The organism is Pseudomonas sp. W15Feb9B, assembly GCF_000828175.1.
In the GTDB taxonomy this organism is placed as follows: Bacteria; Pseudomonadota; Gammaproteobacteria; order Pseudomonadales; family Pseudomonadaceae; genus Aquipseudomonas; species Aquipseudomonas parakoreensis.
This window is the reverse complement of sequence record NZ_JTKF01000005.1, coordinates 16,141-37,862: the sequence shown is the minus strand read 5'-3', so window position 1 is coordinate 37,862 and position 21,722 is coordinate 16,141. Positions and strand designations below refer to the sequence as shown.

The following is a 21,722-nucleotide window of genomic DNA, read 5'->3' as shown; positions in this document are numbered from 1 at the left end:
CTGCTCGCGAAAGCTGTGGATCAGTAAAAACTGTGCCGACTGACGCCACGCATTCGCGAGCAGGCTCGCTCCCACAAGGTTGAACAGTGGCTGGATAAAAAACGCGCCGTTCAGCGAACGTTCAGGTAAATGTCAACCATCCCCATTTGGGAATGAGTGTCATTATGTTACAACTTAGCCACCTATCTAAATTACTCGTGGTTGCCTGAATGCTCGTTCCCTTTCTGATCATGCTGCGCGAAGGCATTGAAGCCGCGCTGATCGTTGGCATCATCGCCAGCTACCTGCAACAGACCGGTCGTGGCCAATGGATGCCGGCGGTGTGGATCGGCGTCTTCCTCGCCGCTGCGCTGGCGCTGCTGGTCGGCGGCGGCCTGGAACTGGTCAGTGCCGAATTCCCGCAGAAACAGCAGGAATTGTTCGAAGGCATTGTCGGACTGGTCGCGGTGGGCATCCTCAGTTCGATGGTGTTCTGGATGCGCAAGGTCGCGCGTTCGATCAAGCATTCATTACAGGCCTCGCTGGATCACGCCTTGACCTCGTCAAAGCATCAAGTAATCGCACTGATCGCCATGGTGTTTTTCGCCGTGGCTCGCGAAGGCCTGGAAACCGTGTTCTTTCTGCTCGCGGTATTCCAGCAGAGCGAAGGCCCGGGCGCGCCGATCGGTGCCCTGCTCGGCCTGGTGCTGGCAATCGTCGTCGGCTTCCTGATCTACAGCGGCAGCATGCGCCTGAACCTGTCGGCGTTCTTCAAGTGGACCGGGTTGTTCATTCTGGTGGTCGCCGCCGGAATCCTCGCCAACTCGGTGCAAGCCCTGCATGAAGCCGGTGTGTGGAATCACCTGCAAAGCGTGCTGTTCGATTTCAGCGCGACGCTGCCGATGGACGGCCCGCTGGGCTCGGTGCTGGCCGGCATGTTCGGTTATCAGGATGCGCCGACTGTCAGCACCCTCGGTGCGTACCTGATCTATCTGGTGCTGGCGCTGGTGATGTTTTTCTACCCCGCCGCGCCGGCCCCCAGCGCAGACACAGCCGGCAAATCGTCTTCCGTTTCCAGCCAATAAGGGCACCCATGTCAACGCCTAATACTCCTCAGGCCTCGCCTCCCCGCGCCTTGCGCCGGGCGGTGGCCGGTTCGGTGGTCGTGATGATCGCCGCCGGTGGCCTGTTCTACTACGCCTCGAAAATGGCCGCGGCCAAGCGTCAGCACAACCATGATGAAGTCGTGGTCAACATCAACGCCCACAGCTGTGATCCGAACGAGTTGACGGTTCCCGCTGGCCGCGCCAGTTTCCGCATCGTCAACCGCTCCGAGCGGGCGGTGGAATGGGAAATCCTCGACGGCGTGCTGGTGATCGAAGAGCGCGAGAACATCGCGCCAGGCCTGAGCCAGGTGATCAACGCCAACCTGCAACCCGGCGACTACGCGATCACTTGCGGTCTGCTGAGCAACCCTCGCGGCGTGCTGCACGTGACGCCGACAGCGGCCTCCGATGCTGCCGCCAAGGCCAAGCCGTCGATGGTCGCTTTCGTCGGGCCTTTGTCGGAGTTCCGCGTGTATCTGGCGACTCAGGGCAGCGCGCTGATCAAAGCCGTGACCGCGCTGAATCAGGCAGTTGCCAGCGGCGACCTGGCGCAGGCGCAAGCGCTGTACCTGCCGGCCCGTGCCGCTTACCAGCGTCTGGCACCTGCCGCGCAACGTCTGGCGGAACTGGACAACAGCATCAACGCTCGCGCCGATTACTTCGAAAAACGTGAGCAGGATCCAGCGTTCGTCGGTTTCCACCGGGTCGAATATGCGCTGTTCCAGCAACGTAGCCTCGACGACTTGAACCCGGTCGCCGAGCGTCTGCTGGCCGACGTCACCACGCTCAAGCAACACCTGCTGGCCCAATCGCTGCCGCCGGAACAGCTGGTGAGCATCGTAGTTCGCAACCTCAACACCCTGGCCGACGTGCGCGCCGCCAGCGGTGAAGAGGAACGCTACAGCCGCGCCGATCTCAATGGCTTCGCCAGCAATCTGGAAACCGCGCACAAAGTGGTCGAGCTGCTGCGGCCGATGCTGAGCAAGTCGGCGCCAGAGCTGCTGCCGAAAATTGACGCAGCGCTGAGTGATTTCGCCAGCGTACTGAACAGCTTCAAGGTCAAGGACGGCTACGCCACTTACGACACGGTCAGTGGCGCACAACGCAAACAGATCGCCGACAAGGCCAAGGCACTCGCCGACGCTTTGGATGGCACCGATCCCGCCCTCGGCCTCTCCGGCCTGTAAGCAGAAGACGAATACCGATGAAAGAATTGCAAAACCTCGATGTGCAACGTCGCCGCCTGCTGATGGGCATGGGTGTCGCCGGCGTCGCCCTGGCCGGATCGGCCCTGAGTTGCCCGGCCATGGCTGCAGCCCCGGCGCAAGTCACCGAAGCGCCGAACAGCGACAAGACTGAAGACCGCCACGACTTCCACGGCCTGCACCAGACCGGCATCGTCACCCCGCGCCCGGCGTCCGGCATGTTCGTGTCGTTCGACGTACTGGCCAGCGATCGCGAAGACCTTGAGCGGCTGTTCCGCACCCTCAACGAGCGCATCGCGTTCCTGATGAAGGGCGGCCCGGTGGCACAGGTCGATCCGAAACTGCCACCGCCGGATTCCGGCATCCTTGGCCCGATCGTGACCCCGGACAACCTGACCATCACCGTCTCGGTGGGCGAGTCGCTGTTCGACGAGCGCTTCGGCCTGGCCGCCGCCAAACCGAAGCGTCTGCAACGCATGGTCGGCTTCCCCAACGATGCACTGGAGGCCGATTGCTGCCACGGCGACTTGAGCCTGCAATTCTGCTCGAACACCGCCGACACCAACATTCACGCCCTGCGCGACATCGTCAAAAACCTGCCTGATCTACTGCTGGTGCGCTGGAAACAGGAAGGCAGCGTGCCGCCGCAAGCCCCGGTCAAACCGGGTGTGCCGGCGCAATCGGCGCGTAACTTCCTCGGTTTCCGTGACGGCTCGGCCAACCCCGATTCCAACGACGCCAAGGCCATGGACAAGATTGTCTGGGTGCAACCGGGCAGCGATGAACCGGCCTGGGCGGCGCACGGCAGCTATCAAGCGGTACGGATCATCCGCAATTTCGTCGAGCGCTGGGACCGTACGCCGTTGCAGGAACAGGAAAGCATCATCGGTCGGGTCAAAACCACGGGCGCGCCGGTGGGCGCCCACCATGAAACCGAGGTCCCGGATTACAGCAAAGACCCGGAAGGCAAGCTGACCAAGCTCGACGCGCACATCCGCCTGGCCAACCCGCGCACCGCCGCGAGTCAGGCCAACCTGATCCTGCGCCGGCCGTTCAACTACTCCAACGGCGTAAACAAGAACGGCCAGCTCGACATGGGCCTGCTGTTCATCTGCTATCAGGCCGACCTGGAAAAAGGCTTCATCACCGTGCAGACCCGCCTCAACGGCGAGCCGTTTGAGGAGTACCTCAAACCGGTCGGCGGCGGTTACTTCTTCACCCTCCCGGGTGTCACCGGCGACAAGGATTTCATCGGTCGCTCGCTGCTCAACGCCACCCAACCCAAAACAGCTGCCTAACCATAAAAAACCTCGGAGCCGCTCCATGAAAAAGTCGCCACTCGCGTTATTGCTGACCCTCGGTTTACTCAACACCCCGTTGTCGGCGTTCGCCGCAACAGCACCGCTGGATCTGGTCGGCCCGGTGTCGGACTACAAGATCTACGTCACCGAGCAACTGGATGAACTGGGCAGCCACACCAAGCAGTTCACCGATGCGGTGAAGAAAGGCGATCTGGCCACCGCGCAAAAGCTCTACGCGCCGACCCGCGTTTACTACGAGTCGATCGAGCCGATTGCCGAGCTGTTCAGTGACCTTGATGCGTCCATCGACTCGCGCGTCGACGACCACGAAAAAGGCGTGAAGGCTGAAGATTTCACCGGTTTCCATCGCCTCGAATATTCGCTGTTCTCGGAGAAGAGCACCGAAGGCCTGACGGCGCTGGCTGACAAGCTGGACAGCGACGTCAAAGACCTGCAGACCCGCGTCGCCGGCCTGACCTTCCCGCCGGAGAAAGTCGTCGGCGGTGCGGCCGCGCTGTTGGAAGAAGTTGCCGCGACCAAGATCTCCGGTGAAGAAGACCGTTACAGCCACACCGACCTGTACGACTTCCAGGGCAACATCGACGGCGCTAAGAAGATCGTCGACCTGTTCCGTCCGCAGATCGAAAAGCAGGACAAGGCGTTCGTTGCCAAAGTCGACAAGAACTTCGCCACCGTCGACAAGATCCTCGCCAAGTACAAGACCAAGGACGGTGGTTTCGAGACGTATGACAAGGTGAAGGACAACGATCGCAAGGCACTGGTTGGCCCGGTCAATACCTTGGCGGAAGACCTGTCCACGTTGCGTGGCAAGTTGGGGCTGAACTGACGGATTTGAGTCGCCAGTAAAAAAGATCGCAGCCTTCGGCAGCTCCTACAGGGTGTTCACATACCCAATGTAGGAGCTGCCGGAGGCTGCGATCTTTTGCTTTTAACGGTTACAAAATCCGGTACAGCAACCGCTCAATCCGCACCCGGCTCACCCGCTTGAGAAACTTCGCCACTCCCGCCGGGTACTCCGGCAGAGTCTCAAGGTTCTGGAAGCTGGCAATCCGTGTGGTGTTGCGGAAAATCTCTGCCTGCTCCTTCGCCCGTGGCTCAAGCCACTCGCCTTGCGGATCATCGATCAGCAGCGCGTTTTCCAGGTCGAGACGAAACGCCCGCGGGTTGAGGTTGTTGCCGGTCAGCAGCGTATAGCGCTGATCCACCCACATGCCTTTGAGGTGATAGCTGTTGTCGCCGTCACGCCACAGGTGCAGGTTCAACTGGCCGCTGTCGATGTTGCGCTGATGACGCTTGGCGAAGCGGCGCAGGCTGATTTCGTACAGGTACGGCAGCGCCGCAATCACCTTGAACGGCTCGCTCGGCGGAATATAGAAATCGTTGGCGGTTTTGTCGCCGACCACGATGTCGATCTTCACCCCACGGGCCAGCGCGCGATTGATCTCGCGGATGATCGGCAGCGGCAGATTGAAATACGGGGTGCAAATCGTCAGCTGCTGTTGCGCACTGGCGATCAGTTCGACAATGACCCGGTTCAACGGGTTGTTCTTGCCCACGCCGAGCAGCGGACTCACCGACAGGCCGGTATGTGCCGTGCTGCCGGCACTGGTGTCGTACGCCGCATATTTGAGGCGGCTGCGCAGGTCGCCGATGTCGTTGCGCAGGCTGCGGGTGCTCGGCAGGTTCGGCAGGTCGAGGCGATGCACAGCCTTGGATTCGATCAGACCGTGCTTGACCAGATGATGCATCGAATCCGCCAGTTCGCGGCTGTGCAGTACGTGGTAGCGGTCGAAGCGGTACTTGTCGAACTTGTGCAGGTAAACGTTGTTCAGGCTCGCACCGCTGTAAACCACACAGTCGTCGATCACGAAGCCTTTCAAGTGCAGGACGCCGAACAGTTCGCGGGTCTGCACCGGCACGCCGTAGACCGGCACTTCACTCTGATGCGTGCGGGTCATTTCCTGATACCACGCCGAGTTGCCCGGCTGCTTGCCGGCACCGATCAACCCGCGCTGGGCGCGCAGCCAGTCGACCACCACGACGATCTCCAGCTCCGGGCGCTTGAGCTTGGCGGCGTGCAAGGCATCGAGGATTTCCTGACCGGCCTCGTCGTGCTGCAGATACAGCGCAACGATGTAGATGCGCCGGGTCGCCTCAGCGATTTTCTCCAGCAGGCAACGACGGAACTCGGCGGCGCCGGACAGAATCGTCACGGCCTCGGCAGTCAGGGGAAAGCTGCGCAGTTTGGGCAGCAAAGAGCGTTTGAAAAGCAACGGCATAGGGCTCGCAATGGGTCGAATCCGAAGAACCCGAGAGCTTACACCATCAACCGGTTCGGGTCTTGTGAGTGTCTGTAAAGAGATCAAAAGATCGCAGCCTTCGGCAGCTCCAACAGGGATCATTGTAGGAGCTGCCGAAGGCTGCGATCTTTTGATCTTAAAAATAGCTTGCGAAAGGAGAACGATCGTTCTACTGTTCGCCACATGAACGAAATCAATGACACCTCGACCCGCGACATCATTCTGGATGTCACCGAAAAGTTGATCTACAAAAGTGGCATTGCGGCCACCGGCATGGATCTTCTGGTGAAAACCGCCGGCGTCTCCAGAAAAAGCATCTACCGCTACTTCGCCAACAAGGAGGAGCTGACCGTCGCCGCCCTGCAACGCCGCGACGTGCGCTGGATGCACTGGTACCGCAGCGCTGTCGATCAGGCCGAAACCCCGGCCGACCGCCTGCTCAACCTGTTTACCGTACTCAAGAGCTGGTTCGCCTCGGAAGGCTTCCGCGGCTGCGCCTTCATCAATACCAGTGGCGAGACCGGTGACCCCGAGGACCCGGTGCGCCAGGTCGCCAAAGACCACAAACAGAAGCTGCTCGACTACCTGTGCGAGCTGTGCACCGAACATGGCGTCGAAGATCCGCAACGTCTGGCCAGGCAGTTGCTGATCCTGATTGACGGCGCCATTACCGTAGCGCTTGTGATGGGTGATCACAGTGCCGCTGATAATGCGCAATGCATGGCGCGTAAGTTATTGGACCTGTAACGCCTTAAATAAGCCTGAACCGTTGTTTAATCGTTTATTAGATCGGGAGACTGACAATGTCGACTGCTGCCCAAGTGCGTCCGCCGCTACCGCCGTTCAATCGTGAATCGGCCATCGAAAAAGTTCGACTGGCCGAAGATGGCTGGAACTCCCGCGACCCGGAGAAGGTGTCGCTGGCTTACACACTCGACACGAAATGGCGCAACCGCGCCGAGTTCGCCAACAACCGTGAAGAAGCCAAGGCGTTCCTGACCCGTAAATGGGCCAAGGAACTGGATTACCGCCTGATCAAGGAACTTTGGGCCTATTCGGATACGCGGATTGCCGTGCGCTACGCCTATGAGTGGCGCGACGATTCGGGCAACTGGTTTCGTTCCTACGGCAATGAAAACTGGGAGTTCGATGAGCACGGCCTGATGTTCCAGCGCTATGCCTGCATCAACGACATGCCGATCAAGGAAAGCGAACGCAAGTTCCATTGGCCGCTGGGTCGGCGTCCGGATGATCATCCGGGGCTGTCGGACCTGGGTCTGTAAGTTCACGGCAATCCCTGTCGCAGTATGCGGAGGCTGCGAGATATTGGCTTGTTCGAAAGCAACAAGGTCAATGGATCGCACCCTTCTTCCCGTTTCAAGATGATCGCCATCGATTTATCGCGAAAATGTCTAACTGACTGTCAGTTATGACAGTAGTCATGAGTCTTGATTGACTGAATGATCGGAGTGTACCGCCAACTTCATGATCGTTGAGGACTCTCTATGAAACAGACCAATCGCATCAAAAATGGTGATTTCAGCAGCGGCAACTTCGACTACTGGCGTCCCAGGGGATATGACACGCCAATAACCGTAGAACTTCGCGAAGGCAACTTTGCCGCTCGAATGGTCGGCGGCAGAAATCAAGGACAAAATCTGGCTGCTGAAATTTTCAGCGTCAAGCCCGGAGCTTTCAAGTTCGATTTCGACATCGAGGCACCCGATGCCGTGCCTCTTGAAGACACCCAGCATAGAACTTTTCACATCCAGGGCCGCGAGACGGCAGACAACCCGCTGATTAATGCATTCGTCGTTTATACCATCTGGATGACCAATGCTCAGGGCGAATCAACTATCTGGACCAGCTGGCGATACGTCGATCGGCAATCACAGACAATTACGGTGGAAGGCATTACGCCAGAGGGTTACGGCCGGGTGGATATTCAGGTCGCCATACCCAGTGATCCGTTCGGCAACAAGGGCTGTTATTTTCTCGACAATTTTCAGTTTTTGACCCTCGACTAAAGTGAAATCCCGACGCCCATGACGAGAACTGATCCGTGTCGCAGGAGGCCTGTGTTACGGGCTATGATGACGCCCCGTTCCTTCCTGCCACACAAGCCGATTCCATGCCTTTCGAACTCAGCGTTGACCTCACTACCCTGGCCGTTCTGGCCCTTGTCGCTTTCATTGCCGGCTTCATCGACGCCATCGCCGGCGGCGGTGGTCTGCTGACCACGCCCGCGCTGCTGACTGCCGGCCTGCCGCCGCACCTGGTGCTGGGCACCAACAAACTGAGTTCGACCTTCGGCTCGGCCACCGCCAGCTTCACCTTCTACCGACGCAAACTGTTCCATCCTCGGCAGTGGATGCACGCGATCGTCGGCACCCTGGTCGGTGCGCTGACCGGTGCTGTCGTCGCGCACTACCTGCCGGCGGAATGGCTGAACAAGATGCTGCCGGTGATCGTCTTCGCCTGCGGCCTTTATCTGTTGTTCGGCGGAACGCCAAAAGCGCCGCTGGACAGCGACGCGCCAATCAAGAAGAAATGGCAATCGAGCCAAGGCTTCAGCCTCGGTTTCTACGATGGCGTGGCCGGCCCCGGCACGGGTGCGTTCTGGACCGTCAGCAGCCTGCTGCTCTACCCCATCGACCTGGTCAAGGCCAGCGGTGTGGCGCGCAGCATGAACTTCGTCAGCAACATTGCGGCGCTGTCGGTGTTCATGTTTTCCGGGCAAGTGGACTGGATCATCGGCCTGAGCATGGGCCTGTCGGTGATGGTCGGCGCATTCTTCGGGGCACGCACCGCGATCAGCGGCGGCGCCAAGTTCATTCGTCCGGTGTTCATTACCGTGGTGCTGGGCCTGACCGTGCGCCTAGCCTGGCAACACTGGTTCAGCGTGGCCTAAACGGCGCGCCACGTAGACGTCGATCAGGTAACGGGCAATCGATTTTGACGCCGGCAACGGCGGCAGATCGTGCACGTTGAACCACTGGGCGTCTTCGATCTCGTCTTCCTGGCAGACGATCTCGCCACCGGCATATTCGGCATGGAAGCCCAGCATCATCGAGTGCGGGAACGGCCAGCACTGACTGCCCATGTACTGGATGTTCTTCACCTCGATGCTGACTTCCTCGCGCACCTCGCGAATCAGACAATCCTCGGCCGACTCGCCCGGCTCGGCAAACCCGGCCAGCGTGCTGTAGACCCCGGTGACGAAACGCGGTGAGCGCGCCAGCAGGATCTCGTCACCACGGGTGACCAGCACGATCATGCTCGGCGAGATCCGCGGATAACTGCGCAGCTCACACGGCTGGCAATACATCGCCCGCTCACGCGGCACCTGCATCATCGCCTGCCCACAGTTGCCGCAAAAACGATGTTCGCGCGCCCAGGTGCCGATCTGCGCGGCATAACCCAACACCTTGTAGACGGTGTGATCGCCATCGAGCATGAACGCCCGCAGCCCCTTCCAGTTGCAGCCCGGCACTTCGCTGTGACTGTGCAGCTCCAGCAGATACACCGGCTCGCCATCGAGATGGCCAATGCCATGCTCGGCGAGGATCGACAAGTCCTGACGCTTGAGCCATTCCCGGGGGAACAGCGCGCCGTTGTCATCGAACAGAAAGCCTTCGGGGCTGCGCGCCACGGCCCAGCCGCCGGGTTGATCGGTGTCCAGTACTGCAGTGGTCCAGCGAGCTGTCATGGTTTCTCAATCCAGAAATTCGGGTTTCTGTTTACTCATATGGGCGGCCATGGCCACGCGCAAGTCGGTGGATTGCAACATGGCGGCGTTCCAGGTGGCAACGTATTCGAGACCGTCGTCGATGCGATGGTCACGCATGTAGCTGATCATTTCCTTGGTACCGGTGACCGCGATGGGCGATTTGCGGGCGATGTCGCGAGCAATGTCCATCACGCCTTCAAGCAGCAGGTCCTTGTCAGCATAAACGCGATTGACCAGACCAAGGCTGCGCGCTTCGTCGGCACCGAACGTACGACCGGTGTAAGCCAGTTCACGCAGCATGCCGTCACCGATGATCCGTGGCAACCGTTGCAAAGTGCCAACATCGGCGGCCATGCCGATATCGATTTCCTTGATCGAGAATTGCGCGTCTTCGGCAGCGTAACGCATGTCGCAGGCGGCGATCAGGTCGATGGCACCACCGAGGCAATAGCCCTGAATCGCCGCCAGCACCGGTTTGCGGCAATTATCGACGGCGTTGAACGAGGCTTGCAGGGTCAGGATCTTGCGCCGCAGCAGACGCGCGTTACGGCCGACGTCCTTGCCCAGCTCATTGGCGACGCCGGCGAGCATCATCAGGTCGATGCCGGAAGAAAAATGTTTGCCGTTGCCGCTGAGCACCACCACTCGCACTTCGTCGGTGTCATCGATCCACTGGAAAATCTCGACGATCTCGCTCCAGAACGCGGCGTTCATCGAGTTGATCTTTTCCGGACGATTGATCTGCACGTGCGCGATGTTGTCGGCCAGTTCGACGCTGAAGGCGGTGTATTGAGTCATGGCAGTGATCCTTTACCGGGCAGAAAATGAGGCCCGAACTATAACAAGGCATCACGATGGCGGTTCGGCCAAATGCGGGACTGACTTTCACAAAGAATTTTGCCGCGCTCCAGTCCGTGTAGGAGCTGCCGCAGGCTGCGATCTTTTGACTTTGAAGATCAAAAGATCGCAGCCTGCGGCAGCTCCTACAAGGCTTTGTATCGATGCAAAAATGTGGGAGCCAGCCTGCCGGCGATGAGGCCGCCCCGGTCTAACCGCCCTTCACCGCCACATACGCCGCCGTCTCATAAGGCACCGTCAACACATGCCGCCCACGCAACGCCGGCTCCGAGGCAATCAGCGCGCGAATCTGCTCATCGACCTTGTCCCGCTGCGCCTGCGGCAACGCAGCAATGAAACTGGTGGAGCGCAGCCGATTGAAAATCACGTCCTCCGGCGAGCCGGTATGTCCATGGTGGAACTGCTGCAATTGCAGCGGCCCGAACGCCGGATGCGGAAACACCTGACGCCATTGGCCGGTGTAGTAACGCGGCGTGTCGCCTTCCAGCGCGTTAACGATGGCATCGAGTTTCGGTACCCAACTGACTTGCGTGTCGCGCAGGTTCCAGATCAGTCCAAGCTTGCCGCCGGGCTTGAGCACCCGAGCGATTTCGTTCAAGGCCTCGGTCGTGGCGAACCAGTGAAACGCCTGCGCGCAGACCACAGCATCCACCGACGCATCTGGCAGTGGCAGATCGGTCGCCGTACCGCTCACCGCCAGCACCTGCGGCCAGGCGGCGGAAAGTTTTTCCAGCATCTGCGCCACCGGTTCCACGGCGATTACCTGTGCATCGGTCGCCACCAGCCGGCCGGTGAACTTGCCGGTACCGGCACCCAGATCGATGACCGTCTTGTGACTGTCCAGACCCAACGTCTGGGTCAACCACTGGCTGACCTGCGGCGGGTAGTCCGGGCGGCCCTTGATGTAGGTGTCGGCGGCAGTCTTGTAGCCGGCAGCAGCGGAGTGATGGACCTGATCTTTCATGGCAGTTCCTCGTATGGCAGTGCGGTGGCATCGTCAGGTGCTGGATGGACGGCTGGCGTTCTTGAGCATAACGCCACAATTTGCGCTTACCTTGAACAGAGCCTGACAAAGCAACGAATAAAATGCCGTGCTGTGGTGTTGAAAGTGAAACATAACCCTCTGTGGAGCCTTGCCCATGACTATCCGTTCCGTTATGTTCGCCGCCCCGTTGCTGCTGGTGACCACGCTGTCTGCATCGATGGCGTTTGCCAACGGTGATGAAAGTGCGCCCGTGCAGAAACCCAATTGCCCCAAAGGCCAGGTCTGGGACAGCAAATCGCAGAAATGCGTGATGCAGACCAGCCGCGCCGTGCCGGATGCCGACCGTACCGATTACGCCTACAGACTGGCCAAGGACGGTCGATACGAAGAAGCCCTGGCCCTGCTCGACACCCTCAAACAACCGAACACCGCCAAAGCCCTCAACTATCGCGGTTACGCCACGCGAAAACTGGGGCGTACCGATGAAGGCATCGGCTATTACCTGCAATCGGTGAAACTCGATCCGCAGTACGCGCAAGTGCGTGAATACCTCGGCGAAGCCTATGTAATCAAAGGCCGCGTCGACCTGGCGCAGGAACAGTTGCAGCAGATTAAATCGATTTGCGGGACTTCTTGCGAGGAATACCAGGACCTGGCTGAAGCCATCAACGATTCATCGAAAACCTGAAACAGATAAAGGAACGCCATCATCGTCAGCGATCAGGCATTCAGAGCGGAACTCGGACAGCATCTGGCGCGACTGTGGCGCTACGGCCTGCTGTTGTCGCGCAATCGGCACGTGGCCGAGGACCTGGTGCAAGCCACATGCGTGCGGGCGCTGGAACGTGCCGGGCAATATGTAGCCGGCACGCGCATGGATCGCTGGTTGCTGAGCATCCTGCATTCGATCTGGCTCAATGAAGTGCGCGCCCGCCGGGTGCGTCAGGGTGCAGGCCAGGTCGATGCCGACGGGCAACTGGCCTTCGACGGCGAATACGCCGCACAAACCCACGTCATGGCGGCGCAGGTGATTCGCCGGGTCGATGCGTTGCCGGAAACCCAACGCGAAACCGTATACCTGGCTTACGTCGAAGGCCTGTCCTACCGCGAAGTCGCCGAGATCCTGCAAGTGCCGATCGGTACGGTGATGAGTCGTCTGGCCACCGCGCGGCTGAAACTGGCCGAATACCCGCCGCTGCAAGCCGTGCCGAAAACCACCGGAGGTGACCGCCCATGAACAAGCCCTCTGACGAACAACTGGTGGCCTACCTTGATCATGAGCTGGACCCGGCGTATCGCAATCAGCTCGACAGCGCAATTGTCGACGACCCGTTGCTCAGCCTGCGCGTGCAATGGTTTGAACGCAGCAGCCTGCCGTACAAGGATGCCTATGACGAACTGGCGCAACAGGCGCCGCTGGAGCGTTTGCAGGCGCGCCTCGATGCCATCCCCGCCCCCCAGCGGCCGGGCCTGAGCCGACGCTGGTTTATCGGTGCGGCCGCCGCGAGTCTGCTGGCGGGCGGCGTATTGGCCGATCGCCTGTTTCTCGCCTGGCAGTCACAGCAGGCGCATAACTGGCGCGCCTTGGTGGGCGACTATATGGCGCTGTATGTGCCGCAAACGCTTGATCATTTGCCGGGCGACGAAGCCAGCCAACGCGCGCAATTGCGTGCGGTTGACGCGCGGCTCGGTCTGAAGCTGTCACCGGCAGTGCTGAAGTTGCCGGGCGCCGAACTCAAACGTGCACAAATGCTCGAGTACGACGGCGTACCGATTGCGCAACTGACCTATCTGGACGCCAGGCATGGTCCGCTGGCCTTATGCGTGACCCGCTCCAATAGCGGCAGCCGGCCACTGGCGCACGAACGGCGCCATGAAATGAACGTGGTGTACTGGGCCGAAGGCGAGCATGCGTGGATGTTGATCGGGCACAACCCGGCGCCGGAACTGGAAGATCTGGCCAGGCGCTTGATCGAACGGTTGAGCGCATGAGAGTCGCTGCCACTATGCTGAGCGAGTGATTATCCAAGGAGGAACCCCCGATGCAGATTTCACCCCGCAGCGCCCTGCTGGTCATTGACGTGCAGAACGACTTCATCCCCGGCGGCCAGTTGGCCGTGCCCGAAGGCGATCAGATCGTCCCGCTGATCAATCGCCTCAGCGGCCTGTTCAAACAAGTGATCATTGCCCAGGACTGGCACCCGAGCGGCCACGCGTCATTCGCCTCCAGTCACCCCGGGCGCAAACCGTATGAGGTGATTCAGTTGCCCTACGGCGAGCAGACCCTCTGGCCGGATCATTGCGTGCAAGGCAGCGCCGGTGCCGAGTTTCACCCCGACCTGAAACTGCCTCATGCGCAGCTGATCATCCGCAAGGGCTGCAACCCGGACATCGACAGCTATTCGGCATTTCTCGAGGCGGACCGGCGCACCACCACCGGGCTGGCCGGATACCTGAAAGAACGCGGTATCGACACGGTGTACATGGTTGGTCTGGCGCTGGATTTCTGTGTGATGTTCTCGGCGCTGGACGCGCGGGCGGCGGGGTTCAATACGTTTGTGGTGCTGGATGCCTGTCGCGCCATTGATATGGAGGGCTCACTGGCGACGGCCATGGAGCGGATGCAGACGGCCGGGGTTGGCTTGATTGAGTCGAACCAACTCATCTGACACAGCAACCGCATCCCTGTGGCGAGGGAGCTTGCTCCCGCTCGGCGGCGAAGCCGTCGCAAAAACGACAAATGCCGCCTGGCCGCAGTTTGTCCAGGGCCGCTCCGCAGCCCAGCGGGAGCAAGCTCCCTCGCCACAGGTTTTCCTTCACTTTATTCAGGCGGCAGTGGGCAACCACAACCTGAACCGCGCCCCACCCAGCGGCGAGCTTTCCACCGTCAGTGTCCCGCCCTGCGCCTCCAGCGCCCGGCGGCTGATGGCCAGGCCCAGACCAAAACCACCGGTAGCGCGGTCGCGGCTGCGATCCAGGCGATAAAACGGCTCGAAAATCCGCTCGCGCTCGTCATCCGGGATACCAATCCCATCATCGTCGACCCAGATCCCGCAGCCATCAGGGCTGACCTGCACGCCAATCTGAATGCGTTTCTCGCAATAGCGCATGGCATTGCGCAGCAGGTTCTGGATCGCCCGCGCGGTCAGGCGCGGATCCAGCGTGAAGCGTTCGAGCTGACCGTGCAGCAGCACGTCGATGACGATGTCCGGCGATTCCAGCTCTTCATCGACGCTGCCCAGAATGCTGTCGATGAACTCATCCAGCGAAACCTCAACCTGTTCCGGTAATTGCGCCGGATTCTGCAGGCGGCTGTAAGACAACAGTTCCAGCACCAGTTCATCCAGTTCACGAATGTGTGCCACCAGCCCTTGCAGGCGCTCGCGACTGGTCGCCGGCAAATCATCGGACAGTGCCAGGGCCAGACCGAAATCCAGACGGGTCAGCGGCGTGCGCAATTCGTGAGATACCGCATTGAGCAGGTCGCGCTGCTGGTTGAGCAGATTTTCGATATCGCCGGCCATGGTGTCGAAGACATTGGCCAGGCTGCCGATGTTGGAGCTGGCGGGAATCTGCGTACGCTCGCTCAAGTGGCCTTTACCGAAGCGTTCGGCGGCCCCCTTGAGGCGCTCCAGATCACGCCAGTGCGGGCGAATCCACAACAGCAGGCAGGCGAGCATGGTCGCGCCGATCAGCACGTTGATGCTCCAGTACAACAGATTGACGTCCAACGGATCCGGCGGCACCACCATTTGCACCGCGACATCATCGTTCAGCGGCGTGACCGCCAACGTGCGCCATCCCCAATCGCCAATGCGCACCACGTTTTCCCCACGGCGCAAACGCGCCTGCTCGGGGGCGGTGAAACCGGCGTCGTCGATGCGCGCCAGAACGATGTGCAGCGGCTGGAAGTCCTTGTCCATCGACTGCGCCAAGGCTGGCCACTGGTCCTGTGGCACCGCGTGAAACTGACGGGTGATCAGCGATTGTAAGCCGCGCGAGTAGTCGAGGTTGTAGGTGATGAAGCGCTCGCGGAACGCCATGATCACCAGATCCGGCACCAGATAGATTGCCGCGCTGTAGGAGACGATCGTCACCAGATACAGGCGAAACAGGATTCTGAACATCAGCTCAGCATTCCCATTCGGAACGGCTGAACAGGTAACCCTTGCCCCACACGGTCTTGATCTTGCGCGCCTCGCCCGCGTGGTCGTCGAATTTGCGCCGCAGCTTGGAAATCGCCACGTCCACCGAACGATCGGTGCCGTTGAACTCGATGCCGCGCAGACGCTGCAGAATCTGATCGCGGCTCAGCACTTCACCGGCATGCCGGGCCAGCACCACCAGCAAATTGTATTCGCCGCTGGACAGCTCTACCGGCTGCCCGCGCCAGGTCACGGTGCGCTCGGACAAATCGATGCACAGATTGCCCATGACGATGCGGTCATTGACCGTCATCGGTTCACCGAGGCTGCTGCGTCGCAGCAAGGTGCGCACCCGGGCCAGAAGAACCCGTGGCTCGCAGGGCTTGGTGACGTAATCGTCGGCGCCCATTTCCAGGCCCAGCACCTGATCGTGGCTGTCGTCGCGGGCGGTCAGCATCAGGATCGGCAGCGTCGCCGAATCGGCCCGCAGCAGACGGCAGACTTGCAGGCCGTCGAGCCCCGGCAGCATCAGGTCGAGAATGACCAGATCCGGCGGATTGATCCGTGCCCGTTCACGCACATGGTCACCGCGACCGATCACGCTGACGGAATAGCCGTTGCGCTCCAGGTAGCTGGAAATCAGTTCGGCGAGGGCGGTGTCGTCTTCGACCAGGAGGATGTTGGGCATGGGGGTGTTCCAAATATTGCTGTGGTGGATGTCAGACCCTCTTCGCGAGCAGGCTCGCGCCCACATCGATTTTGCGTCGTTCACAAAACCTGTGTGGGGGCGAGCCTGCTCGCGAAAGCGGTCCAACCGTCACAAAAGAATTCAAGGCGTAAAGGATATACGCCCTCACCCGTCCCTGAGTAAAACCCTTACACAATTTCACACAGCGCCTACAAAGCTTCACCGCTACCCTCGGCGTCTGGCCTTAGGATGCGGGCTTCAATATTGGGGGTGGTACATGTCGAAAAAACTTCTGGCCGGGCTCGGCCTGATCGCTGTTGCGTCGTTGCTGAGCGCCTGTGATTCGTCTTCGAAGGCCGAAGAAGAAGCGCCGCCGGCCACCGTGCGCATCGAGACCATCGAGGCCCGCCCCCTGTCGATCAGCAGTGAACTGAGCGGGCGCATCGCCGCACCGCGCATCGCCGAAGTGCGTGCCCGGGTTGCCGGTGTGGTGCTGCAACGAACCTTTCGTGAAGGCAGCGACGTGAAAAAGGGTGACGTGCTGTTTCGCATCGATCCGGCACCGTTCAAGGCTGATCTTGATAGCGCCGAAGCTGCGCTGCGCAAGGCCGAGGCCAACGCCTTTCAGGCGAAGTTGCAAGAGCAGCGCTACGCGCAGTTGATCGACGACAAGGCCATCAGCGCTCAGGACTACGACAACGCCCGCGCCAATGCCCGGCAAACCGCCGCCGATGTGGCCGCCAATAAAGCTGCAGTGGAACGCGCGAAGCTGAACCTCGGCTACGCCACCGTCACCGCGCCGATTTCCGGGCGGGTCGGCCGTGCTCTGGTTACCGAAGGCGCGCTGGTCGGGCAGAACGAAACCACGCCACTGGCGCTGATCCAGCAACTCAATCCGATCTACGCCGACCTTACCCAGTCGACCCGTGAACTCAACGAACTGCGTCGCGCGTTCCGTTCCGGGCAGTTGCAGGCAGTCGGTCAGGATCAGGTCAAGGCCACGCTGATTCAGGATGACGGCAGTCTCTACCCGTTACCGGGCAAGTTGCTGTTCAGCGACATCACGGTCGATCCAGGCACTGGCCAGATCATCCTGCGCAGCGAGTTCCCCAATCCCGATCTCGACCTGTTGCCGGGCAGTTTCATTCGCGTAAGCCTGCAACAAGCGACTGTGCAGAACGGCATCACCGTACCGCAACGTGCAGTGCAGCGTGACAGCGCAGGTATCGCTCAGGTGCTGACTGTCGACCAGCAGATGCGCGTGGCGCAGCAACCGGTGCAACTGGGCGCAGTGCAAAACGACCGCTGGATCGTCACCGGCGGCCTCAAGCCCGGCGACCGTATTGTCATCGAAGGCCTGCAACACGCCCGTCCCGGCGAAAAAGTGCAGATCGACGACACCCCTCTTCCCCTTGCCCAGACTTCTGGTCAGTAAGCAGGACGCTCTTCTATGCCGCAGTTCTTTATCGACCGCCCGGTGTTCGCCTGGGTTGTCGCCCTGTTCATCCTGTTGGCCGGTGCGCTGGCCATCCCGCAATTGCCGGTGGCGCAGTACCCCGACGTCGCGCCGCCACAAATCGAAATCTACGCGGTGTACCCCGGTGCCTCGGCGCAAACCGTCGATGAAAGCGTGGTCAGCCTGATCGAAGAAGAGCTCAACGGCGCCGATCACCTGCTGTACTTCGAATCGCAGAGCAGCCTCGGCAGCGCGACGATCAAGGCCACGTTCCAGCCGGGCACCAACCCGGAACTGGCCCAGGTTGATGTGCAGAACCGCCTCAAAGTGGTCGAGTCGCGCCTGCCGCAAGCGGTCAATCAGCAAGGTCTGCAGGTGGAAAAAGTCTCCGCCGGCTTCCTGCTGCTGATCACCCTGACCTCCAGCGACGGCAACCTCGATGACGTAGCGCTCAGCGATTACCTGGCGCGCAACGTGATGAACGAAATCAAACGCATCGACGGCGTCGGCAAGGCCCAACTGTACGGCGCTGAACGCGCGATGCGGATCTGGATCGATCCGCAGAAGCTGATCGGTTTCAACCTGACCCCGGCCGACGTCAACGCCGCCATCGTCGCGCAGAACGCCCAGGTATCGGCAGGCAGTATTGGCGATTTACCCAACCCGTCTACGCAGGAAATCACCGCGACCATTCTGGTCAAGGGTCAGTTGTCGACGCCCGAAGAGTTCGCCGACATCGTGCTCAAGGCCAACCCCGATGGTTCTACCGTACGCATCGGCGATGTGGCGCGGGTCGAGATCGGCAGTCAGGAATACCAGTTCGGCACGCGCCTGAACGGCAAGCCGTCCACCGCCGTTGGCGTGCAACTGGCCCCGGGGGCCAATGCGCTGGCGACCGCCACGTTGATCCGGGCGAAGATGGACGAGCTGTCGCGCTACTTCCCGGCCGGCGTCGAATACAAGATTCCCTACGACACCTCGCCATTCGTCAAAGTCTCGATCACCAAAGTCGTCTACACCCTCGGCGAAGCGATGCTGCTGGTGTTTGCGGTGATGTTCCTGTTCCTGCAAAACATTCGCTACACCCTGATTCCGACGCTGGTGGTGCCGGTGGCGCTGATGGGCACCTTCGCCACCATGCTCGCGCTGGGTTTCTCGATCAACGTGCTGACCATGTTCGGCATGGTGCTGGCGATCGGCATTCTGGTGGACGACGCCATCGTTGTGGTGGAAAACGTCGAGCGCATCATGGCCACCGAAGGCTTGTCGCCAAAAGACGCCACGCGCAAAGCGATGAAGCAGATCACCGGGGCGATCATCGGCATTACCCTGGTGCTGGTGGCGGTGTTCATTCCGATGGCATTCATGCAGGGTTCGGTGGGCGTGATTTACCGGCAGTTCTCGCTGTCGATGGCGACGTCGATCCTGTTCTCGGCGTTTCTGGCCCTGACGCTGACGCCTGCCTTGTGCGCCACGCTGCTCAAGCCGATTGCCAAGGGCGAGCATCATGAAAAGAGCGGCTTCTTCGGTTGGTTCAATCGCCGCTTCGAGCAACTGACCGATCGCTATCAAGGCTGGGTCGGTTACGCGCTGAAGCGCAGCGGACGTTATCTGTTGATCTATGGCGTGCTGCTGATCGGCATGGGGTTGTGCTTCGCGCGGCTGCCCTCCTCGTTTCTGCCGGTCGAGGATCAGGGTTACACCATCACCGATATTCAGCTGCCGCCGGGCGCGAGCAAGAACCGTACGGTGCAGGTGGTCGAGCAGATCGAGGCGCACAACGCCAGTGAACCGGGGGTGGGCGACAGCACGGTGATTCTCGGCTTCAGTTTCTCCGGTAGCGGGCAGAATGCGGCACTGGCGTTCACCACCCTGAAAGACTGGTCGGAACGCGGCAGCGACGATTCGGCCACTTCGATTGCCGACCGCGCCAACATCGCCCTGAGCCAGATCAAGGACGCCATCGCGTTTGCGGTATTGCCGCCACCGGTTGACGGTCTCGGTACTTCCAGCGGCTTCGAATTCCGTCTGCAGGATCGCGGCGGTCTCGGTCACGCGACGTTGATGCAGGCGCGTACCGAATTGCTCGCCGCCGCCGAGAAAAGCCCGATCCTGATGAACGTGCGCGAAAGCGCGCTGGCCGAAGCGCCGCAGGTGCAACTGGAAGTGGACCGCAAGCAGGCCAACGCGCTGGGTGTGTCGTTCGCCGACATCGGCAACGTGCTGTCCACCGCCGTGGGTTCTTCCTACATCAATGACTTCCCCAATCAGGGGCGCATGCAGCGGGTGGTGGTCCAGGCCGAAGGCGATCAGCGCAGTCAGGTCGATGATCTGCTGAAAATGCACGTGCGCAATAACGCCGGGCACATGGTGCCGCTGTCGGCGTTCGTCCAGGCGAAATGGACCCAAGGCCCGGCGCAACTGACCCGTTACAACGGTTACCCGGCGATTGCGATTTCTGGCGAACCGTCGCCGGGGCACAGTACCGGTGAAGCGATGGCAGAGATTGAACGACTGGTCGCCCAAGGGCCGAAAGGCCTGGGTCAGGAATGGACCGGGCTGTCGCTGCAGGAACGGTTGTCCGGCAGTCAGGCACCGATCCTGCTCGGCCTGTCGCTGCTGATCGTGTTCCTGTGTCTGGCGGCGCTGTACGAGAGCTGGTCGATTCCGACCTCGGTGCTGCTGGTGGTACCGCTGGGCGTACTCGGTGCGGTGCTGGCGGTGACCTTGCGCGGCATGCCCAACGACGTGTTCTTCAAGGTCGGGCTGATCACGATCATTGGTCTGTCGGCGAAGAACGCGATCCTGATCATCGAATTCGCCAAGAGCCTGTATGACGAAGGCCACGACCTGATCGATGCAACGTTGCAGGCAGCGCGCCTGCGTCTGCGACCGATTGTCATGACTTCGCTGGCGTTCATCCTTGGCGTGGTGCCTTTGGCCATCGCCACCGGTGCCAGTTCGGCGAGTCAGCAGGCGATCGGTACCGGGGTGATCGGCGGGATGATCACGGCGACCCTGGCGGTGATTTTTGTGCCGTTGTTTTTCGTGGTGGTCATGAAGCTCGTCCAACGCTTCAGCAAACACCCTTGATCCCACTGCAGGAGCTGCAGGCTGCGATCTTTTGATCTTGATAGAACAGAATCAAAAGAATCGCAGCCAGCAGCGCCTACAAAAGCACGATAGCGTGCGCTAAGGTGCAGGGATCGATCATCACTGTGAATCCCCATGCGCTTTCTCGCCCGCACCCACCCTCGCCTGTCCGCCGCCGCCCTGGTTGGCCTTGCCACCGGCCTGCTGGTTCCTGCCGACGCCATCGTCAGCAAAATCCTCATCGGCTGGAATGCGGGCGTCTGGACCTACCTGATCCTGATGTTCTGGTTGACCGTTCGGGCGAAGGCGCCGGACGTCAAACGTATTGCTGTCATCGAAGACGAAAACGCCGGGCTGGTGCTGTTCGTGGTGTGTATCGCAGCCCTGGCGAGTCTCGCCGCCATTACCCTGGAACTGGCCGGTAGCAAGGATCTGGATACCCATCGCAAACTTCTGCATTACGCCTTCACCGCCGTCACCGTGGTAGGTTCGTGGCTGGTGATCGGGGTGATCTTCTGTGTGCACTACGCACGCCTGTTTTACACCTGGGACGGCAAGGAACCGGCCCTGCGTTTTGCCGAAGGCCTGACCACGCCCAATTACTGGGACTTCCTGTATTTTTCCTTCACCATCGGCGTGGCGGTGCAGACGGCCGATGTCGGCGTGGCTACCCGGGAGATTCGCAAGATCGTCCTGGCGCAGTCGTTGATCGGGTTTGTGTTCAACACCGCGATTCTGGGCTTTTCGATCAACATCGCTGCCGGCCTGTTTGGCTGAGCATTGCGCAGATACCTCAATAACGCTAAGCACCGCCCGTCGGCGCCAGGTTGAAGTACCACGCGCATTCACTTGACG

The 21,722-nt window shown here is 60.6% G+C and carries 21 protein-coding genes; 15 read left to right on the top strand and 6 right to left on the bottom strand.

Annotation, left to right across the window (positions count from 1 at the left end; translation table 11 throughout):
- Positions 1-209: 209 nt before the first annotated feature.
- From efeU to efeO (OC71_RS02470), 4 genes are read left to right on the top strand one after another with little or no spacing between them, the layout of a single operon-like run.
- Complete coding sequence (gene efeU / locus OC71_RS02485; protein WP_041063760.1) at positions 210-1,064, top strand: iron uptake transporter permease EfeU; 855 nt, start codon at positions 210-212, stop codon at positions 1,062-1,064.
- 8 nt (positions 1,065-1,072) lie between these two features.
- Positions 1,073-2,272 carry an iron uptake system protein EfeO gene (efeO, locus tag OC71_RS02480; protein WP_041063758.1) on the top strand — a complete coding sequence of 400 codons (1,200 nt, stop codon included), beginning with the start codon at positions 1,073-1,075 and terminating at the stop codon, positions 2,270-2,272.
- 17 nt (positions 2,273-2,289) lie between these two features.
- Complete coding sequence (gene efeB / locus OC71_RS02475; protein WP_041063756.1) at positions 2,290-3,588, top strand: iron uptake transporter deferrochelatase/peroxidase subunit; 1,299 nt, start codon at positions 2,290-2,292, stop codon at positions 3,586-3,588.
- Between the two features lie 25 nt (positions 3,589-3,613).
- Complete coding sequence (efeO, locus tag OC71_RS02470; RefSeq protein WP_041063755.1) at positions 3,614-4,438, top strand: iron uptake system protein EfeO; 825 nt, start codon at positions 3,614-3,616, stop codon at positions 4,436-4,438.
- Between the two features lie 109 nt (positions 4,439-4,547).
- Here efeO (OC71_RS02470) and pssA read toward each other — a convergent pair whose 3' ends face one another.
- On the bottom strand, positions 4,548-5,891 hold the full coding sequence (gene pssA / locus OC71_RS02465) for a CDP-diacylglycerol--serine O-phosphatidyltransferase (protein WP_041063754.1): 1,344 nt from the start codon (positions 5,889-5,891) through the stop codon (positions 4,548-4,550).
- A 204-nt stretch (positions 5,892-6,095) separates the two neighbouring features.
- Here pssA and OC71_RS02460 point away from each other — a divergent pair, with 204 nt between their 5' ends.
- The 4 genes from OC71_RS02460 (at position 6,096) to OC71_RS02445 (ending at position 8,823) form a co-directional block, all read left to right on the top strand.
- The gene (locus OC71_RS02460; protein WP_041063753.1) at positions 6,096-6,659 is read left to right on the top strand and encodes a TetR/AcrR family transcriptional regulator; all 564 of its coding nucleotides are present in this window, start codon (positions 6,096-6,098) and stop codon (positions 6,657-6,659) included.
- Between the two features lie 56 nt (positions 6,660-6,715).
- On the top strand, positions 6,716-7,195 hold the full coding sequence (locus OC71_RS02455) for a nuclear transport factor 2 family protein (RefSeq protein WP_007963424.1): 480 nt from the start codon (positions 6,716-6,718) through the stop codon (positions 7,193-7,195).
- A 222-nt stretch (positions 7,196-7,417) separates the two neighbouring features.
- Positions 7,418-7,939 carry a hypothetical protein gene (locus tag OC71_RS02450; protein ID WP_041063752.1) on the top strand — a complete coding sequence of 174 codons (522 nt, stop codon included), beginning with the start codon at positions 7,418-7,420 and terminating at the stop codon, positions 7,937-7,939.
- Positions 7,940-8,043: 104 nt separating this feature from the next.
- The gene (locus tag OC71_RS02445) at positions 8,044-8,823 is read left to right on the top strand and encodes a TSUP family transporter (RefSeq protein ID WP_041063750.1); all 780 of its coding nucleotides are present in this window, start codon (positions 8,044-8,046) and stop codon (positions 8,821-8,823) included.
- Here the strand turns inward: OC71_RS02445 and nudC are convergent.
- The 3 genes from nudC to OC71_RS02430 form a co-directional block, all read right to left on the bottom strand.
- Entirely contained in the window at positions 8,791-9,621 is an 831-nt protein-coding gene (gene nudC / locus OC71_RS02440; RefSeq protein WP_041063748.1) for an NAD(+) diphosphatase, read from the bottom strand. The two genes, OC71_RS02445 and nudC, sit on opposite strands and share 33 nt — an antisense overlap.
- 6 nt (positions 9,622-9,627) lie before the next feature.
- The gene (locus OC71_RS02435) at positions 9,628-10,440 is read right to left on the bottom strand and encodes a crotonase/enoyl-CoA hydratase family protein (protein WP_041063746.1); all 813 of its coding nucleotides are present in this window, start codon (positions 10,438-10,440) and stop codon (positions 9,628-9,630) included.
- 250 nt (positions 10,441-10,690) lie between these two features.
- The gene (locus OC71_RS02430) at positions 10,691-11,464 is read right to left on the bottom strand and encodes a class I SAM-dependent methyltransferase (RefSeq protein ID WP_041063744.1); all 774 of its coding nucleotides are present in this window, start codon (positions 11,462-11,464) and stop codon (positions 10,691-10,693) included.
- A gap of 175 nt (positions 11,465-11,639) precedes the next feature.
- Here OC71_RS02430 and OC71_RS02425 point away from each other — a divergent pair, with 175 nt between their 5' ends.
- From OC71_RS02425 to pncA, 4 genes are all read left to right on the top strand, one after another.
- Positions 11,640-12,173 (top strand): tetratricopeptide repeat protein, encoded by a 534-nt coding sequence (locus OC71_RS02425; RefSeq protein WP_041063742.1) that lies wholly within the window; start codon positions 11,640-11,642, stop codon positions 12,171-12,173.
- 90 nt (positions 12,174-12,263) lie between these two features.
- Entirely contained in the window at positions 12,264-12,722 is a 459-nt protein-coding gene (locus OC71_RS02420; protein ID WP_230679381.1) for a sigma-70 family RNA polymerase sigma factor, read from the top strand.
- Complete coding sequence (locus OC71_RS02415; RefSeq protein WP_041063740.1) at positions 12,719-13,477, top strand: hypothetical protein; 759 nt, start codon at positions 12,719-12,721, stop codon at positions 13,475-13,477. The genes OC71_RS02420 and OC71_RS02415 overlap by 4 nt, the downstream gene beginning before the upstream one ends.
- A 50-nt stretch (positions 13,478-13,527) precedes the next feature.
- Entirely contained in the window at positions 13,528-14,154 is a 627-nt protein-coding gene (gene pncA, locus OC71_RS02410) for a bifunctional nicotinamidase/pyrazinamidase (RefSeq protein WP_041063738.1), read from the top strand.
- A gap of 156 nt (positions 14,155-14,310) precedes the next feature.
- On the opposite strand, the gene OC71_RS02405 is transcribed toward pncA, so the two are convergent.
- Positions 14,311-15,612 carry an ATP-binding protein gene (locus tag OC71_RS02405; protein ID WP_041063736.1) on the bottom strand — a complete coding sequence of 434 codons (1,302 nt, stop codon included), beginning with the start codon at positions 15,610-15,612 and terminating at the stop codon, positions 14,311-14,313.
- A gap of 4 nt (positions 15,613-15,616) precedes the next feature.
- On the bottom strand, positions 15,617-16,318 hold the full coding sequence (locus OC71_RS02400) for a response regulator transcription factor (RefSeq protein ID WP_041063735.1): 702 nt from the start codon (positions 16,316-16,318) through the stop codon (positions 15,617-15,619).
- Between the two features lie 277 nt (positions 16,319-16,595).
- On the opposite strand from OC71_RS02400, the gene OC71_RS02395 reads away from it, so the two are divergent.
- The 3 genes from OC71_RS02395 (at position 16,596) to OC71_RS02385 (ending at position 21,644) form a co-directional block, all read left to right on the top strand.
- Positions 16,596-17,753, top strand: a complete 1,158-nt coding sequence (locus OC71_RS02395; protein WP_041063733.1) for an efflux RND transporter periplasmic adaptor subunit — start codon at positions 16,596-16,598, stop codon at positions 17,751-17,753.
- Positions 17,754-17,768: 15 nt separating this feature from the next.
- Positions 17,769-20,867: an efflux RND transporter permease subunit gene (locus OC71_RS02390; RefSeq protein ID WP_041063731.1), complete on the top strand. Its 3,099-nt coding sequence runs from the start codon at positions 17,769-17,771 to the stop codon at positions 20,865-20,867.
- Positions 20,868-21,002: 135 nt separating this feature from the next.
- The gene (locus OC71_RS02385) at positions 21,003-21,644 is read left to right on the top strand and encodes a DUF1345 domain-containing protein (protein ID WP_041063729.1); all 642 of its coding nucleotides are present in this window, start codon (positions 21,003-21,005) and stop codon (positions 21,642-21,644) included.
- The last annotated feature ends 78 nt before the right edge of the window (positions 21,645-21,722 follow it).